At 68.5% G+C, this 17,780-nt stretch carries 8 protein-coding genes; 6 read left to right on the forward strand and 2 right to left on the reverse strand.

Features of this window, described 5'->3' with window-relative positions:
* Positions 1-9: 9 nt before the first annotated feature.
* Together ALI144C_RS51050 and ALI144C_RS51055 are read left to right on the forward strand one after the other, a co-directional pair.
* Complete coding sequence (locus ALI144C_RS51050) at positions 10-4,077, forward strand: type I polyketide synthase (protein WP_168211549.1); 4,068 nt, start codon at positions 10-12, stop codon at positions 4,075-4,077.
* Positions 4,077-7,817 carry a non-ribosomal peptide synthetase gene (locus ALI144C_RS51055; protein WP_076994494.1) on the forward strand — a complete coding sequence of 1,247 codons (3,741 nt, stop codon included), beginning with the start codon at positions 4,077-4,079 and terminating at the stop codon, positions 7,815-7,817. Before ALI144C_RS51050 ends, ALI144C_RS51055 begins: the two co-directional genes overlap by 1 nt.
* A 238-nt stretch (positions 7,818-8,055) precedes the next feature.
* Here ALI144C_RS51055 and ALI144C_RS59295 read toward each other — a convergent pair whose 3' ends face one another.
* Together ALI144C_RS59295 and ALI144C_RS56150 are read right to left on the reverse strand one after the other, a co-directional pair.
* Positions 8,056-8,256 (reverse strand): WhiB family transcriptional regulator, encoded by a 201-nt coding sequence (locus tag ALI144C_RS59295; RefSeq protein ID WP_076994495.1) that lies wholly within the window; start codon positions 8,254-8,256, stop codon positions 8,056-8,058.
* A complete protein-coding gene (locus ALI144C_RS56150) occupies positions 8,253-8,441 on the reverse strand; it encodes a hypothetical protein (protein ID WP_076994496.1) in 189 nt (62 codons plus the stop codon). Before ALI144C_RS56150 ends, ALI144C_RS59295 begins: the two co-directional genes overlap by 4 nt.
* A 736-nt stretch (positions 8,442-9,177) precedes the next feature.
* Here ALI144C_RS56150 and ALI144C_RS51070 point away from each other — a divergent pair.
* The 4 genes from ALI144C_RS51070 to ALI144C_RS51085 all read left to right on the forward strand — a co-directional run bounded on the left by ALI144C_RS51070 (position 9,178) and on the right by ALI144C_RS51085 (position 17,752).
* Positions 9,178-10,824, forward strand: a complete 1,647-nt coding sequence (locus ALI144C_RS51070; RefSeq protein WP_168211550.1) for an SWIM zinc finger family protein — start codon at positions 9,178-9,180, stop codon at positions 10,822-10,824.
* A gap of 252 nt (positions 10,825-11,076) precedes the next feature.
* On the forward strand, positions 11,077-12,405 hold the full coding sequence (locus ALI144C_RS51075; RefSeq protein ID WP_202819238.1) for a DUF2397 domain-containing protein: 1,329 nt from the start codon (positions 11,077-11,079) through the stop codon (positions 12,403-12,405).
* Entirely contained in the window at positions 12,402-13,547 is a 1,146-nt protein-coding gene (locus tag ALI144C_RS51080) for a TIGR02678 family protein (RefSeq protein ID WP_076994498.1), read from the forward strand. The genes ALI144C_RS51075 and ALI144C_RS51080 overlap by 4 nt, the downstream gene beginning before the upstream one ends.
* Positions 13,544-17,752, forward strand: coding sequence for a TIGR02680 family protein (locus ALI144C_RS51085; protein ID WP_143231406.1), 4,209 nt, complete (start codon positions 13,544-13,546; stop codon positions 17,750-17,752). The genes ALI144C_RS51080 and ALI144C_RS51085 overlap by 4 nt, the downstream gene beginning before the upstream one ends.
* Positions 17,753-17,780: the final 28 nt, after the last annotated feature.

Raw genomic sequence — 17,780 nt, forward strand, 5'->3', positions numbered from 1 at the left:
CTTTCGAACATGACCACTGAGAACGCGGTCGCCGTCGTCGGGATGGCCGGGCGGTTCCCCGGGGCGCGTGACCTCACCGAGTTCTGGGCGAACATCGCCGCAGGTAAGGAATCCGTCCGGGACGTGAGCGTGGGCGAACTCGCGGCCGAAGGCATCCCCGAGGACGTCTTCACCCACCCCTCCTACGTCCGCCGTGCCGCACCCGTCGACGGGGTGCGGGAGTTCGACGCCGAGTTCTTCGGGTTCACACCCCAGGCCGCCAGGGAAACCGATCCGCAGCAACGGCTCTTCATCCAGACTGTGTGGCACGCCTTGGAAGACGCTGCGATGGACCCGCGTCGCTGCCCACCGCAGACTGGGGTGTTCGCCACGGCAGCGACGAGTTCCTACTTTCTGTACCAACTCATCTCGCAACGTGACCCGGCCACACTGGTCGGGCACGGGGTCAACGCCGAGCTGACCACGCTTGCCGCGGGCACCGACAAGGACTACATCGCCACGCGGGTGTCGCACCTGCTCGACCTTCGTGGGCCGAGCATGGCCGTGCAGACCGCGTGTTCCAGTTCGCTGGTCGCCGTTCACCTGGCGGTGCAAGCGTTGCTGAACCAGGAATGTGAGCTGGCCGTCGCTGGGGGCACGTCGATCCGGGTGCCGCATCTCGCGGGTTACCGGCACTCGCCCGGATGGATCGTGTCCGCCGACGGGCGCTGCCGGTCGTTCGACGCCGACGGCGACGGCACGGTGTTCGGCAGCGGTGTGGGCGCGATCGTCCTGAAGCAGCTGGATCGAGCGCTGGAAGACGGGGACCCGGTTCGTGCGGTCATTCTCGGGTCGGCGGTCAACAACGACGGAGCCCTCAAGATGGGGTTCTCCGCTCCCAGCGTGGACGCGCAGGCCGAGGTGATCGCCGAGGCGTTGGCGATCTCGGGCGTCGACGCCACGGACATCGGCTACGTCGAGGCGCACGGTACGGGTACCAAGTTGGGGGACCCGGTCGAGATCGCCGCGTTGGCCACCGCGTTCGCCGGTGCCAAGGAGTGCGTTGTCGGTTCGGTCAAACCGAACATCGGACATCTGGAGGTCGTGTCCGGTATCGCCGGGCTCATCAAGACCGTGCTGGCTTTGGAACACCGGCTGATCCCGCCGGTCCCGCATTTCCGTGCGGCCAACCCGGACCTGGAACTGGAGCGCACGCCGTTTCGCATCGCCACCGAACTCGCCGAGTGGACCGGGCCGTTGCGGGCGGGCGTCAGCTCGCTCGGCGTCGGTGGGACCAACGCCCACGTGGTGCTGCAAGCCGCTCCCGAACGCGCGGTCACGACATCGACCCGGCCGCGGATCTTGTTGCTCAGCGCCCATACCCACGACGGTGTGCACGACCTACGCCAACGATTAGCCGGCCGTGTCGCCTCCTTGCCGCTTGCCGACGTCGCCCACACTCTGGACGTCGGCCGGGGCAGGCACCCCCAGAGGTACGTCGCCGTCGCCAGGAACGCCGAGCACGCGGCGGAGGTCCTGCGGGTCGACGCACACCCGTTGGCGGCATGGGTCGAGCCGACGGAAAACGCTTCCGTGGCCTTGCTTTTCCCCGGCCAGGGCGCGCAGTACGCGGGCATGGCGCGTGGGTTGAACCAGGAGCCCGTCTTCCGGAAGTGGTACACACACTGCGCCACCGCCTTCGCTGGCCACGGAATCAACGTCGACGACGACCCGGTGCGCACCGACATCGCGCAGGCCGCTCTCTTCTCGGTCGAGTACGCCACCGCCAAGCTGCTGGAGTCCGTCGGCGTCATCCCGGCCGCCGTCGCCGGACACAGCCTGGGGGAGTTCGTCGCCGCGTGCGTGGCCGGGGTGATGGACCTCGACACCGCCATCCGGGTCGTCGCCGCGCGCGGCCGGATCATGGCGGACGCGCCCGCCGGGGCGATGTTGTCCGTGCGGCTGCCGGAATCCGTGCTGGACCTCCCGGACGGGCTTTCCCTTGCCGCCGTGAACGATCCCGGAACGTGCGTGATCTCCGGTCCGGCCGACCGGGTCGTTGCCTTCGGCGCCGAGCTGGCGGGCAAGGGCGTCGACACGCGTCCGGTGGCCACCGGCAACGCGTTCCACTCCGCGCTGATGGACGACGCCGCCGCCGAGTTCGCCAGTGTGATGGCAGGCGTCCCGCTGGCCGCGCCGACAATCCCGTTGCTGTCCAACATCACCGGCACGTGGATGCCCGCCACCGATGCGGTCGACCCGGACCGCTGGGCACGGCAGATGCGCGCGACCGTCCGGTTCGCCGACCAGGTCGCCGAACTGCTCGGCGAACCCGGACGTGTCCTGGTCGAGGCCGGTCCGGGCCGTGCGCTCACCGGCTCGGCGCGCAGGCATGATCTGTGGGGACCCGGCCACCGTGCGGTGCCGGTGCTGCGGCAGGAACGCGAGGGCGTCGACGACCACGACGCCTGTCTGCTGGCTCTGGGCAAGCTGTGGGCCATCGGCGTGGACGTCGACCTCCCGCGCGAAGGACGTCGGATCAGCCTGCCCGGCTATCCGTTCGCCAGGACCGAGCACTGGGTGGACGTCGTCCCCCTGGACACGATCGGGCCGCAGGTCCCCACGTTGGCTCCGCGTGAGTCAGAGGCGTCGGACAATGCCACGCTGTTGGCTCGGCTGTGGTCGCACGTGCTGGGCATTGAGGACATCGGCCCCGACGCCAACTTCTTCGACCTCGGCGGCGACTCGGTGGTTGCCGTCCGCCTGATCGACCTGGCCGCCGCCCGCGGTGTCCCGCTGCGCTCCCAGGACCTGTTCGATCACCAGACCCTGGGCGCCCTCACCCGGCACCTCGAAGCCGTGACCGAGCCGGAGCAGGACCACGACGTCCCCTTCACGCCATTGCAGGCGCGGGCGCTGGAGTCCGGCGATCCGCTGGCTTGGCGTGTCCCCTTGGCCTTGCGGCTCCTCCCGGAGATGACGCCGGAGATCGTCCGCGAGGCACTGGAAGCCCTCGTGAACCATCATGAAGTTCTCCGGATGGACCTCTCGCTCCGAGACGGCCTGTGGGAGCAGAGAGTCGGTTCCGGTACCGCGGAAATGACCATTGTCGACACGGATCGCTTGACGGAGACAGGAAAGACCGTTGTTGCCGATCTGCTCGGGCCCGGGCCGATGCTGCGGGCAGCATACCTGCGGACTCCCAACCAGGACCCAGTGTTGGTGCTGACCGTCCATCACTTCGCGTCCGACGCCGCCTCCGAGCGCGTCCTGCTCGGCGACCTGCGGCATGCGTGTGAGTCCCTGGTTGCCGGGCTACCCGTGGAACTCGAACCTGTCCCCGTCCCGTGGACTACGTGGGCGAAGCGGCAGGAACCTGTACGGAACAAGCACTTCTGGCTGCGTGAGCGCGTCGGGTCCATCGACGTCGGAGAAGGGCCGGTCGGGCACATCGTGCGGGAGGTCGACGCAGAGGGCGTGCTGGCGTTGCAGCGGTCGAGTCGGTCCGGGGTCGTCGAGATCCTGCTGGCCGCGCTGGGCAAGGCCGTGCGCAAGGAGTTCGGCTCCGAACGGATGCTGGTCGACCTGGAGGGCAGCGCCCGTGAACTGGCCGACCTGCACCGGACCGTGGGCACTTGTACCACGTTGTACCCGGTTTCGGTCCCCACCACCGGCCTGGCGGCAGCACGCTCGGCGGTCCGCGAGGTGCCTCGGCAAGGTGTCGACTACGGTGTCCTGCGGTACCTGAACCAACCGGCCGCGCGACTGCTCTCGTCCTGGCCGAACGCTGACATCCTGTTGGCGTACTTGGGAAGACGAGCCGACCAGTCGTTCGAGTACGTCACCGAAATCTGCGACCCTGCCCGGGACACCGGTCTGGGTATGGGCTACGCCGTCGAGCTGCGGTGCTCGCTCGCCGACGGCGTCCTGGTCACCGACTGGTGCCACCGGGCGAACCCGGAGGTCATCACCCGCTTGGCCGACGCGCTGGTGACCGCGCTGGCCGACCTGGTCGCCGGTCCGGGGTTCGAGCTGGCCGACCTCGGCGGCGACGATTTCGCCGACCTGTTGGACGAACTGGGCGAGGAGATCGGCTGATGGCCGTCGTGGACGTCTACCCCCTCACGTCGATGCAGGAGGGGATGCTGGTGGACACCCTCAACGCACCCGGCTCCGGCGTGTACTGCGAGCAGATCGCCATGACGCTGTGCGGCCCGCTGGATCCGGTGGCGCTGCGGGCCGCGGCGGACGCGCTGGTCGCCCGGCACGCGGTGTTGCGCACGGCGTTCAGTTGGAAACGGGACACCCCGTTGCAGGCTGTCCGCGAAGCGGCCAGGATGCCGTGGCAGGAGGTCGACTGGCGCGGGATCGACGCGGCGGCGGCCGAACGCGATTTCCGAGCCACAGACAGCGTGATGGGGTTCGAGCTGAACCGCGCGCCGCTGATCCGCGTCACCTTGGCTCGGCTCGGCACCGACCGCTGGCGTCTGCTGTGGACGTACCATCACATCGTCCTGGACGGTTGGTCCTTCGGGATGCTCTTGGCCGAGCTGGCCGACGAGTACGCGGGCAAGCGGGTCGAACCCGACCGTCGACCGTTCCGCGACTACGTGAGATGGCTGCGCGACCGTGACGCGGACAGGCTCGAACGCCACTGGAAGTCTGTTTTGGACGGTTACGAGCCGGTGTCGCCGGACCTTCCCCTGTCCGGAGAACGCACCTCCCAGGAGATCGTGGTCGAGACCGCCCGGCTGACAGACCGGCTGCGTGCCCGCCGGATCACACTGGGCACGGCTGTCCAAGGCGCGTGGGCGCTGTTGATGTCCCGCTACACCGGGCGCAGGGACGTGGCCGTGTGGGTGGCGTCGGCCACGCGTCCCACTGACGCAGGCGCGGCGTCGATGGTGGGCATGTTCGTGGAGACGCTGCCGTTCCGAGTGGACGCCGATCCGGACAAGCCCGCCGGCGAGTGGCTGGCGGACGTCCAGCGGGCCGCCGCCCGCGATCGCGAGTACGGCGGCCTGCCGCTGCGCCGCGTCCTCGACCTCGGCGCGCCGCCCCTTGACGCCGTCCTGTCCGTGCAGAACGCGGGTCACGACTCGTCGACCTGGCAATCCTTCGCCGATCTCGGCGTCGAGACCATGGACTACGCGCTGCGCACCAGCTTTCCGCTGATGATCAACGCCCTCCCGGTCGACGGTCTCAGACTCGGCGCGCACTCATCCACAGTGGACAAGCAGGCGGCCGGTCTGCTCCTCGGCCACCTGAAGACCTTGGTGACCGGCCTCGCCGAGCATCCGGACCGGCCGCTGGGCGAGTTGGAGATGGCGACCGAGGACGAACGCCGGTCCATCGAGCTGTGGAACAACACCGCGCGCACGGTGTCGTCCGAACCAGTGCACCGCCTGATCGAGGACCAAGACCCCGACCGGCTCGCCCTCATCGGCGACCGCACCCTGACCTACGGCGAACTCGACGCGGAGTCCAACCGGCTCGCGCACTGGCTGCTCGGCCAAGGCGTCGGCCGGGACGACATCGTCGCCCTGCGGCTGGACCGGTCGGTCGAGCTGATCATCGCCATCCTCGCCACCGGCAAGGCGGGGGCCGCGTTCACGGTACTGGACCCCACGTACCCGCAAGCCCGGATCGACGCCATTGTCGCCGACGCCAAACCCAAGGTCGTGCTCACTGCGGAGACGGTCGCGCACGGCCCGACCACACGCCCGGATGTCACCATCGCGCCGGACGACCTGGCGTACGTGGTCTACACGTCCGGGTCCACCGGCAACCCCAAGGGGGTGATGATCGAACACCGGGCCCTGCGCAACGTCATCGAGTCGCACCAACGGTTCTGGCAGCTCGGACCCGACGATGTCGTTCTCCAGTTCTGCGCGACGCCTTTCGACGCCGCGATCCTGGAGTTCTTCCACCCCCTCGCGTTCGGCGCACGCCTGGTTGTCAGCCGCGACCTGGTCCCCGGCCCCATGCTGGCCACCACGTTGCGAGAAAACGGAATCACCGCGTTGACGTGCACGCCGTCCGCCCTTGCCGCGCTCGGTGACGAGGACATCTCCGGCGTGCGGACGCTGTCGATGGTGGGCGAGAAGTGCCCAGGGTGGCTGGTGCGCAAGCACGCCCGAGGTCGCCGGTTCTTCAACTTCTACGGACCCGCCGAGGCAGCCGTCACCGTGACCGGCCGCGAGTGCTTCGCCCACGAGGACGGCGACCCGGACATCGGCCGGCCCATCGCCAACATACGAATCCATGTGCTGGACGCGGACGGTCACCCGGTCCCGGTTGGCGTGCCGGGTGAACTGCACATCGCGGGCGTTGGACTGGCCAGGGGCTACCTCAACCAACCGGCCCTCACCGAAAAATCCTTTATGCACTTCAGTGGCGAGCGGGTGTACCGGACCGGGGACGTGGTCCGGCGCACGGCGACCGGAGCGTTCGAGTTCCTCGGCCGCGCCGACCAGCAGATCAAGATCCGCGGCTATCGCGTCGAACCCGGCGAGGTCGAGACCGCCATGCTGGCGGACGCGTCCATCGACCAGGCCGTGGTCATCGGATACGGCGAAGGCGACTCCCGCGCGCTGGCCGCGTACGTCGTCGGTCGGGACGTCGATGTCCCGACACTGCGACAGACCCTGACCGCCACCCTGCCGCCCTACCTCGTCCCCAGCTCGATCACCGTCCTCCCAGCGCTTCCGCTCAACCACAACGGCAAGGTCGACCGCGCCGCGCTCCCCGCCCCCGGCACCAGCGGGCACACGTCCGTCCGGCCACGCGAGGCGACCGAACTGGCTGTCGCACGGGTCTTCGCCGACACACTCGGCCTGGACCGGGTCGGCGCGACCGACAACTTCTTCCACATCGGCGGCCACTCCCTGCTGGCTATCAAGGTGATCACGCGCCTGGGCCAGCACTTCGGGTGCGACCTGGACTTCCGGACGCTGTTCGAGCACCCGACCGTGGAGGCGCTGGCGCGCTTTCTGCGCGCGGACCCCTCGGCACGCCGGGAATCACTCATCACCCCGTTGAAAGCCGGGGAAGGAGCTCCGCTGCTGCTGATCCACCCGGCCGGCGGCAACGTCACGGCGTACCAGGAACTGGTCGACCGGCTGCCCGGCCCCGCGTGCGGTCTGGAGGAGTTCCCGGACATCCCGCAGGACACCACTGCAGCCGACCTCGCCGACCGCTACACCAAGCTGCTGTCCGACCGCGACGGCCCGATCAGGCTCGGCGGCTGGTCGTTCGGCGGCATCCTCGCGTACGAGGTCGCTGTCCGACTCGCCGCTGCCGGGCACGATGTCGCACCCGTGCTGCTGTTCGATGCCGTCCTCCCGCTGCCCGCGCCGGACATCCCGGTACCCGTGCTCAGCGCCCGCCGGTTCGGCCGGTTCGCGCACTACCTGGAGGTCACACTCGGCGTGCCGGTCGGCGTCGACCCGGACGCGCTGGCCGCGCTGTCGCCGGCCGACCAACTCGACCACTTCGTGGCCGCCTGCGTGGCCGCCGACATCGTCACTCCAACCGGGACCGACGTCCTCCGCCGCATCTACGCGTCCTACCAACGCAGCATGGCCATCGCCGACCGCGCCAAGCCGACCCGCTCGGAACACCCGACCGTGCTGTTCCGGGCTGCCGACAGGCTCCCAGCCGGCGCCGTCGACCCGCAGTACGACCACCCGGACGGTGACGCGGGCTGGGGCCGGATCTGCTCGGCGCTGACCACGGTGACCGTGCCCGGCGACCACCTGTCGATGCTCGCGCCCCCGCACGTCGACATCCTCGCCGACACCGTCCTGGCCCACCTGGCGAGACGCGCTTGCCTGTGACGGGGTCCTGTCCGGCGTAGACGACGACGCGGAGGGAGCCGCTGCGCTCTTCGATCTGGTTGCGAGCGCGCTCTTCAGGTGTGCGCGCCGTCAACGAGATTGATCTCGAGGACAACCTTCGTGGCTTTACGTTGCTCCTGGCGGCGGGTTCGCGGCGTGAGGTTGGGCGTTGGGTTCATGCTGCGACCTGAGCCTCAGCGTGTCTCAGCGCTTCGCGGTCGACTTGGTCCATGTCGCCCTACACGCCGTAGCTCTCGTCATTGGTGAGTGCCGTGATGGCACAGGTGAGGCGGACTGGGCATAGGCGACAGATCGCTTTGCAGTCCGCTGCGGTCGCGCTTCCCGGCTCGGCGTCGATCCAGTCGACTTCTCGGTCTGCGTTTCGGCATGCTGCGTGCACGTGCCACTGCGGTGCATGCAGCGCCACGAGTGTCGTCATGCAGCCGGACGAAGTGGGCCGCCGAGGATGTAGTCGGCGAGGTGGCGGGAGGCGGTGTTGAGCTGCGCTGCCACCTGATGGCGGTTCATACCGCGCCGCTTGGCCGCGGTTGATCGGTCTCCGTGGTCGAGGAGCACGTCGGAGACGAGGTCGGCTTCGTGGGGTGTGATGACGCCGGACAGCATGGCTCCTGCGAGGACGAGGTCCGGGTGCCCGTCGGCTGTGCGGGTGTCGATTGCGGTGTCGGGTGAGTTCGGACCGGGACATGGCCCGTCGCCTTTCGCTGTTGCAAGCTTCGTGGCCGCGCCGGAAGGCTGCCCAGTAGAGCTGGCCGAAGACCTTCGGCGAGCGTGCGTCGGCGACGTCGAGTGCTTGGAGGAAGCCCTCGAGTATCTCAGAGTCCAGGTCGTTGCGGTCACCGCAGAAGCGGGAACCCAGTTTCCCGGCGATGTGCTTGAGACCGGGCATCATCATGGCGGCGGCGATGGTGGTCCACGGTTCCGGTGTCGCGTGTGCCCGTTGGACGAGTTCCTTCCACACGGCGTCCTTGCTCACCCAGCTCGTCTGTCGTTTGAGGAGCAGTACGCGCACGCGGTCCAAAGGGAGCTCCTCGTCGGGCAGGCCGCATCCGAGCGTCGCGCAGTCGAGGGTCAGCGGCTGCGGACCGGCGGCCATCGCGAGGAACCGCTGTTCGATCACGTCCAGGTGCGAGGGAGAGAGCGAGGTCATCGGGGAGGTGCCTTTCGGAGAGGGGTCCATCTCACCGCCAAACCCGCCTCCTGCGACGCCCGATGGAAAGGATTCACCGAAAAGGGTGGCGTGTCGCTGTTTGTGACTCCGTGCAGGTGTAGCTGGCGGGGGAACTTCGCTGCTTGCAGGTGCCTGGAAAGATGACCAGCCGTGGCGGTGAGCAGGAGCACGGTGCGAAAGCTGGCTGACGAGAGGTCGTTCGAGCGGGGCGAGCGGTACTTCGCGGCTGGCCGGGTTCGGCGGGTCACGGTGAACGGGTCGACCGTGACCGCAACGGTGGACGGCACGCGGACTTATCGCGTGCGCCTTGATGTGACGCCGAAGGGTTTGAGCGGGCGTTGCTCCTGCCCGTACGGAGCTGACGGCGTGTTCTGCAAGCACTGCGTCGCTGCTTCGCTGGCGTGGCTGGAGCAAGGCGGTGAGGTGGGGGAGCCGCGCCCCAAACCGCTGTCGGACAAGCGCTTGCGGTTGTTCCTTCGTGGTTGTGACCAGGCGTGGCTGATCGACCAGTTGATGACGGCCGCGAAATCGGATGGGCTGCTGCGTGCCCGGCTCGCTGCCGCGGCCGGGCAGGAGAACGCGTTCGATGACGGGGACATCAGGGACCGCCTGGAACGGGCCGTCTACATCCCGGACTTCGTCGACTACGCCGAGGCGTACGGCTACTTCATGCACGTCGGTGAGGCTCTGGACGAAGTCGAACGACTGGTCGGAGCCGGGTTCGCCGATGCCGCGATCACCCTCGCCGAACACGCGCTGGAACTGCTGGAGTCCTCGGCCGAGCGGGTGGACGATTCCGACGGTGGGTTGTCCGAGGCGATCGCCCGCGCTGAGGAGATCCACCTGGCGGCGTGCGAGGCGGGCTCATCGGACCCGGTGGAGCTGGCCGAGCGTCTGGTCACGCGTGCGGTGAGCAGCGAGTACGAGGTGTTCCTCGACGTGCTGCCCGAGTACGAAAAGGTTCTCGGCTCAGCGGGCTTGGCGCGGTACCGGGAACTCGTCGAGCAGGCCTGGCGGAAGTTGCCGCCGAAGAAGCCCAACGACTACAGCGCCCGCCGCTTCGTCATCACCCACCTCATGGAGAACCTGGGGGAGTCGTCGGGAGGGGCAGATGGACTGATTGAGGTGCTGGCCCGGGATGTGACGAGCGCCTATGACGTACTCCGCATCGCCGAGCGGCTGTGCACCGACGGCCGTGACGACGAGGCGCTGACCTGGCTGGAACGCGGTCTGTCCGACTTCGAAGCCGACTTCCGCCTGCGTGATTTGGCTGCCAAGATCCACGTGCGCGCTGGCCGACGCGACCAGGCGGGCGACATGCTCTGGGCCAACTTCACCGACCGACCGAATCTGGAAACCTTCCGCGCGCTCCGCCAGGCCACCGCCGGAGGCTTTCCACCCTGGCGGGAACGCGCGCTGGCCTTCCTCGCCGATGCACTGCCCGCTACGGGATCCTGGTCGCCAGGTCGCTCAGCGTTGGTGGAGATCCTGCTGGACGACGATGAGATTGAGGCCGCCTGGCAGGCTGCTGTCGACGGCGGTTGCTCGGACGGTCTGTGGCTCCGCCTCGCGCGTACCCGTGCCGCGAGCCACCCGGCCGACGCCATTCCGATCTTGCTCCGCGCTGCCGACCGGGCGATCGAAGTCCGCAACCGTGACTCCTACCAGGCAGCAGCCCGTCTGCTAGCCGAGGCCAAGGTCCTGTTCGCCCGTTGCGACCGCGATGGCGACTTCTCCGACCACATGGCTGCGGTGCGCGACGCGCACCGCACGAAGTGGGCCCTGCGCCAGGAACTTGATTGGGCGCAGTTGCCCTGATCAGCCGAGCTTACACTGCGGTGCGGGAGCAACCGCGCAGATTGAGATGTCTTCGAAAGGGCGGTCTCCACCAAGTCCGGTGCGACTCACCTTTGGACACCCCGCTCGTGTGCCGCTTCAGAATTAGCACCCGTACCTCGTGCGGATTGGTGATCATCCCTCCACGGCGCGGTTCAGCGGGAGGGTTCACCAGAACGGGTGATGTGTCGCTGTTGTCGTCGGCTCGGCATCTTGCGTTCGTACTCTGGGCACGTGATCGATCACGACGAGATGCCGGAGACCGAGGCACCCGCTGATCCGTGGTCGGCTCTGCTTCCAGGGCAAGAACTCGTCCCTGCCTACCTCACTTCGCGGTTCGCGGCGCAGTACCGGGTGATCGTCGATGTCCTGCTGGCCGAACAAGACACGAGCCTGACCGGGTTGTCCTATGACGAGGTGGCCGCCGGGGTTCGCGCTCGCCTCGCCGGACAGGTGCCGGCGGACGTGGTCGACCGCCTGCTCGCTCCCGAGGTCCTGCACCTCGACGCGCGGTTGGAGCGATTGGTGCAGTGGCGGGTTCTGACCCGTTGGCAGGAGCCCGCCCGCTCGGGAGAGGACTTCCTGCGCCGCCGTGACCGGTACCAGCTCACCCCAAGAGCAGCCGGTCTGCACGTCTTCTGGTCGTCGGTCGACGACACCGAGGAGGCCACGGGTGATCTCACGTTGGCGCCTCGCGCTATCCACGAACGTCTGATCGCCTTCGCGGAGTCGATTCGCCAAGCGGTGTACACCGATGCGGCGACGGAATTCCAGCAAGTCGGAGCCATGCACCAGGCGATGGCCACGGCGGCTCGCGGATGGCAGCGGACGTTGGCACACGCCTTGTCGGGTGGCCCAGACCGGGAGCACACCTGGGAGGCCCTTGGTTCCTGGTTCGGTGGTGCTGACAGCCAGGCCCGAAGGCTGCGGCGCCAGCTGCGTGACCTGGTCGCTCCATGGGCGCGCAACATGAATCTTCTATTGGACACCGGTGGTGCGGTCACCCGCCGGGCCGAACTCCTGGCGTTGGCCGTCGCGGTCGAACGCGCTCCCGACGACGAGAGCGCCTGGCGAATCTGGGACACCGCAGTAGGAGCGTTCTCCGCACGCCACCTGCTGCTGGCGCAGGACTCCGCTGACGAAAGCGACTTGAGCTGGACCAACGCGCCGCCCGCGCCGGTCACGGCCCGCTTCCGCGAACAAGGCGCGCGCGCCGCGGTCGGCAGGCGGACCAAGATCCCGGATTACTCGACTGGCAAGAGTGCCGCCCGACGGGCCAGGCTCGCCGCCCAGGCCGCCCGCAGCGGCGCGGAGGCGGCGCTGCGCCAGCGTTCCGGAACGCACCTGGCCGAGTGGGGTGAGATCACCGACGCTGAACTGAACCTGCTGTTGGAGTTCGTCGGGGTCGTGCGGCGGACGCGGTCGGAGAGTGCGGTAACCGGAGACGGTCGGTGGCGGATCACGCTGCGTCGACCGCCGCAAGCGCATGACACCACGAGCCTGCGCGCCGACAGCGGCAGCATGACGAGCTTGAACTGGTATTTCGGAATGGAGCCCGCGTGAACCGCGAGGCCGCCGACCGGCAACGGGCGTTCGCCGCCCTACTCCGCTCGCCGGTGCTCGACCGGCACACTCACCCCGAGATATGGCCGCTGGTGCGGGTGCACCGGGCGACGCTGGGCGAGTGGTTCGCCCAGCGGCTCGGCTATCGACTGGTGGTGACCGACTCAGCAGCCCGGCTGTTCAGGCTTCCTGTTGACGGTGTCGTCGTCGCGCCCCGACGGTTCAGGCCGCCGGCCCGGCGGGTGCTCGTGCTGGCCATCATGGCCGCAGCGGCGGCCGAGGATGCCGAGGACATCACCACCACCCAGGACCTGTCCGACCGGGTCCGCGTGCTTTCCACGCACGAGGACGTTGAGCTTGCACACTACGACCCCGACCGGTTCGCCGAGCGCATGCTGTTCGTCAAAGCCGTCCACCTGCTGGTGTCCGTGGGCGCGTTGCGGCCGACCAGCCGTGACGACGAGGATCAGCGTGAGGGGTGGGCGCACCGCCGTGACGCGATCGGTGGCGCCTACGAAGTCCGCCGCGAGCTGCTGCTGCGCCTGGTCGACCCCGCCTCGTTGCGCGCCGCTCTCACCGCAGGACACGATGGAGGACCACCCCACGAAGCGGCGGCGCGGATCGGCTTGATGCGCAAGCTGGTCGAGTTGCCCGTGGTCCTGTACGAGGACCTCACGGACGCCGAGCGGCTCTACCTGACGGGTCAGCGCCATCGGGTCCAGACCTGGTGCGCGGAGATGACCGGCTGGGCGGTTGAACAACGCGCTGAAGGAATGGCGCTCATCGCCGCCGATGAGACAGACACGGACCTGCCGTTCCCGAGGCTGCGCGCCGCCGACTTCGCCAGCTTGATGGTGCTTGACGAGCTGTTGCGGACCCACGGTGCAGGTTCGGTCGTCACAGCTGACGAGCTGGCTTCAGCCGCCATCGCAGTCCGTGAGCGGCACTCCAAGGCGATGACCAATGATCTGCGCGTGGGCAACGCCGTGGAAACCACGGCACGCGATCTGCTGGGTGCGCTGGACCTGTTGCGTCCGACTGGAGCACTGGACAAGTGGCGCTTGACCGCCGCGGCGGCCCGCTACCGTAATCCGCAAGTGGTGGCCGTGAACGCGAGACTGGACGAGGAGGGTGCAGGTTGACCCGACCGGGACCTGAACGCGAGCGGTGGCTGGCGGCAGCGATGACGGGTGGCCTCCCGGAGCCAGGTCTCCACCGCTGGCAGCCCTTGCGCGTGGGCATCGTCAACCTGTGGGAATACGACCAGGCAGAGTTCTGGTTCGCCGACGGCCGCCTGGTGTTGCGCGGCGGCAACGGTGCGGGCAAGACGAAGGTGCTCGAACTGACGACCTTGATGCTGCTGCGCGGGGAGATCGGTGCCTCCGTGCTCGACCCGTTCGGATCCCAGCACCGCACGATGCGCTTCAACCTGTTGCCCACGGGTGAGGATGACGACCCCCGTCCGCCTTCGGACGCCGGTCTAGGTTACGCCTGGGCTGAGTTCGGCAGGCTCGACGACGACGGTACCGCGCGGTTCTTCGTCTGTGGTCTTGGTGTCAGCGCGCGTCGCGGCAGCGGTACCTCCTCGGTGACCACGTGGCACCTGATCACCCACCTGCGTCCGGGACGCGACCTGAAGTTGACCACGGCCGACCGGCCGCTCGACCAGAAAGAGCTCAAGAAGCTCCCCGGCGTCACGGTGCCCGACAGCGCCGCGAGATACCGCGCCAGGGTAGCCACCGAACTGTTCGGACTGGGCTCCGACGCCTACGACAACCTGACCGAGCTGCTCAAGCAACTGCGCAAGCCCAAACTGGGGGAAAGGCTCAACCCCACCAGCCTGGCGGAGACACTGAGCGCGGCCCTGCCGCCCCTCGCGAGCGCGGAGATCACTCAGCTCGCCGACGGGTGGGACAACCTGGAGAAGCTGCGAACGGCCGTGGATCAAACCCGTGGTGCGGCCGTGCAGTTGGCGGGGTTCGTACGCACCGCCTGGACTCCATGGGCGCGCACGGTAGTGCGCCACCGCGCCGACGCGCTGACTACGGCCACCACAGAGCTGGACCGCACTACCAAAGACCGCCGAGCCGCGGAAACCGCGTTGACCACTGCCCGCACTGAAGCCGACAGGCTGGACGAGGACATCAGCCGGGCGCGGACGCACCAGAGCGACCTCGGCACGGAGCTGCGCGAGTTGCTGGACAACAAGGCGTTCCAGGATGCCGTGAGCGCGGCGAGCCGCGTCGACGGGCTTCGTGAACAGCTCGGCGGCCTGGCCGAGCAACTGTTGGGAGTTGAGAAGCGCCGCATTGGGGCGGCAGCGGACGTGGCGGAAGCCGCCGAGGCGGAGGCAACCGCGGCTTCCGGCGTTGAGCAGGCCGAATCGGAAACGGTTCTGGCGTCCGAACACGTCGAGGCCGTCGGGCGCCCCGCCGGACTACACCAGTCGGTTGCCCGGCACCTGCCCGCTCGTGATGTGTCCGCGTTGCGCGCCGACCTCTCGGTCCGCCGGGACCGCTTCACCCAGTTGCAGCGGCTGCGTGCGGACTTCGACCGGGCCGAGTCGAACGCGGTGCGTTCCGCCGAGCAGTTGGCCGACCGGGAGTCGGACCTGAATGAGGCCGCCGAACGGCGGGAGCTGGCGCGTGACGGCGTCGAGTCCGCAGTGGACACCTTGCGCAGGCAACTCCGGGAGTGGAACGCGAGCGTCGTCCACGCCAAAGTGGACGAGCAAACCGTTGAGTCCTGGTGTGATCTGGTTGCCGAGCTGACCGCCGTGCACCCGTCGGGCGCTCCGGCCGAACAGCGCGGAATCTCCCCTGCGGCAGCGGTCGCCCGGCACGTGCAAGGGGTCCGCGACAAGCTGAGATCGCGGCGTTCGGCACAGGTCCACGAGCACGGTGCGCTCGTCGCGGACCAGGAGAAGGCCACAGCGGAACTGGCCGAAGCGCTCGACCGGACGGAGCGCCCGCCAACCCCACCAGACTCGTGGCGGCGTCGCGACAGGCCGGAGCCCGACGGCGGGCAGGGCGCACCGTTCTGGCGGTGTGTGCAGCCCGTCGACGAGTTGTCGACGGACGAGGTCGACCTACTGGAAGCGACCCTGGCCGCCGCAGGCGTGCTTGACGCCTGGCTGAGCACCGACGGCGAGCTGATCACCGTGGAAGGCGGAGAACAAGCAGACACAGTCGTGCGCGCGGGAGGAACCCGAGTCGACGCGAACCTGACGCAGGTTCTGGAACCCACTCCGGTCGGCGGTGTCCCACAGACCGCCATCCATGCCGTGCTCACCTCGATCGGCTGGCACGAGTTCCGATCCGGCGGCGATGCGACCGGGACCTGGTTGGCGGCGGACGGCACGTGGCGGTGTGCCGCCCTGTCCGGACGCGCCGAGATCGCCCAACCCGCCTCTTACCTAGGGGCAACTGCCCGTGAGTCCGCACGGCAGCGGGAGATCGACCGGCTGCGGGCCCGACTCGCGGAATTGGCGGACTCGATCAACGCGATCGAAGCCAGGATCGGGAAACTCGACGACGACCTGCGCCGCCTCGCCGAGGAGGCAGCGAGGCTTCCGGGAGAGCGCGTGGTCACCGACGCCGTCATAATCTTGCGGGAGAGGGAACGACAGGCGGCTGACAGTGAACGTAAGGCGACCTCGGCCAGCAACACCCACCGTGCGAACGAAACCGCCAGGGACACCGCGTGGGCAGACTTCTCCGCGTACGCGGGCGAGCACGCCTTCCCACTGGACAATCTGGCACGCCACGACGCGGCATTGCAGGTCTACCACCAGGCTGTGGCCGAGCTGGTTCGCCACAAGCAACTGCTCGACCTGCACACAGCGACCCTCACACGCGTGCGAAGCGACCTGGCCGGCGCTCAGCGCAGACTCGCCGGGGTCGATATCGAACTGCGCGACCTGCGTGCGCGAGAGCGCAAGGCGCAGGTCCGCTTGCGCACCGCCGAAGAGGCGCTCACCAGCGATGTCCACGCGCAGCTGGACCGCCGCACCGAGCTTGACCGTCTGGTGGCACAGGTCGACCGCGAACTTGAGGAACTCGGGAAGAAGCGCATGGACGCGTTGGTCACCGTCACCAGAGCCGAAGGCACTCTCGACCAGCACGAGGAACGTCGGCAAGGCGCGGAACGCAAGCGAGATACTGCGCTTGCGGTGTGGTGGGAGGTGTATGACGCCAACCTCGCGCAGCCCGTCGGGTTGGAGGAACCGGAACGCCGAAGCGTGGAGTCCGCGCGCGAGTCGACCCGCGCCGCACGCCGGGAACTACCGGACCCAGGCGACGAGGACCGTGCCTGGCGGCTCTGCTACAGCAAGCTCGAAGCGCTGCGACAGGAGCTGCTGCCCGATCGGGATGCCCGCGTGCTGGAGTCGGAGCGGGACGGTGCGATCCAACGCGTGGTCGTCCTGGCCGACAGCTCCGCTGGCTGGCAGATGCCATCGGCCGCTGCGTACCTGCTCGCCGACCAGGTACGCGCGCAGGAGAACGCGTTCGACTCCGAACAGCAGCGAGTGTTGACCACGCTGCTCGGTTCGACGTTCATCGAGCACCTCAAGGACCGGCTGGATTACACCGCCCGGACCTTCACCGACATCAACAAGCAGTTGGCTGGCCATCCGACCCGGCACGGGAACGCCGTTCAGTTGAAGTGGGAACCCGACCCCACCGACCCGGACGCGAGCACCGTGGTGGACGCGCTGACCCAGGGCTACCAGCAACTCTCACACGCACGCCAGGAAACCGTGCGCTCCTTCCTCGCGCGCAAGATCGACAATGCCAGGGCAGACGCGGCGGCAGGGGGCTCCGCCGACTGGCGGGAGCAACTGTCCACCGCCCTCGACTACCGCGGCTGGCTGAAGATATCGCTGCAATACCGTCCCGGTTCGACCAGTCGTTGGGTGCCGTTCGACGCCGCCAAACACGGCGCCAAGTCCGGTGGTGAGAAGGTCGTGCTGCTGTCCCAGCCACTGTTCGCTGCCGCAGTCGTCGCCTACAACGCGGCCGACGGGCACGCCCCGCGTTGCGTGTGGCTGGACGAGGCGATGACCGGTGTGGACGACGAGATCAAGGCCTCGTTCATGGGCCTGACGGTGAGCTTCAACCTGGATGTGATGCTGACCGCCCACGACGAGTGGTGCAAGTACCCAACCGTCCCGGCGGTGGCCGTGTATGACCTGGCCAGGCACAAAGGGCTGCCCGGAGTCGATGCCGTTCCGTACCTGTGGTGTGGCGGTGAGTGGACCGCGGTCGCACTCCCGATCTCTGACGTGCGCGCGGACGAGACGCTGCTGGCGGCGGATGGCCTGTTCGCCGAGGTGGATGCTGAGTGACGACCACGATCCCGCCCGGCATCAAGGA

It is taken from the genome of Actinosynnema sp. ALI-1.44, from assembly GCF_001984155.1.
Taxonomy (GTDB): Bacteria; Actinomycetota; Actinomycetes; order Mycobacteriales; family Pseudonocardiaceae; genus Kibdelosporangium.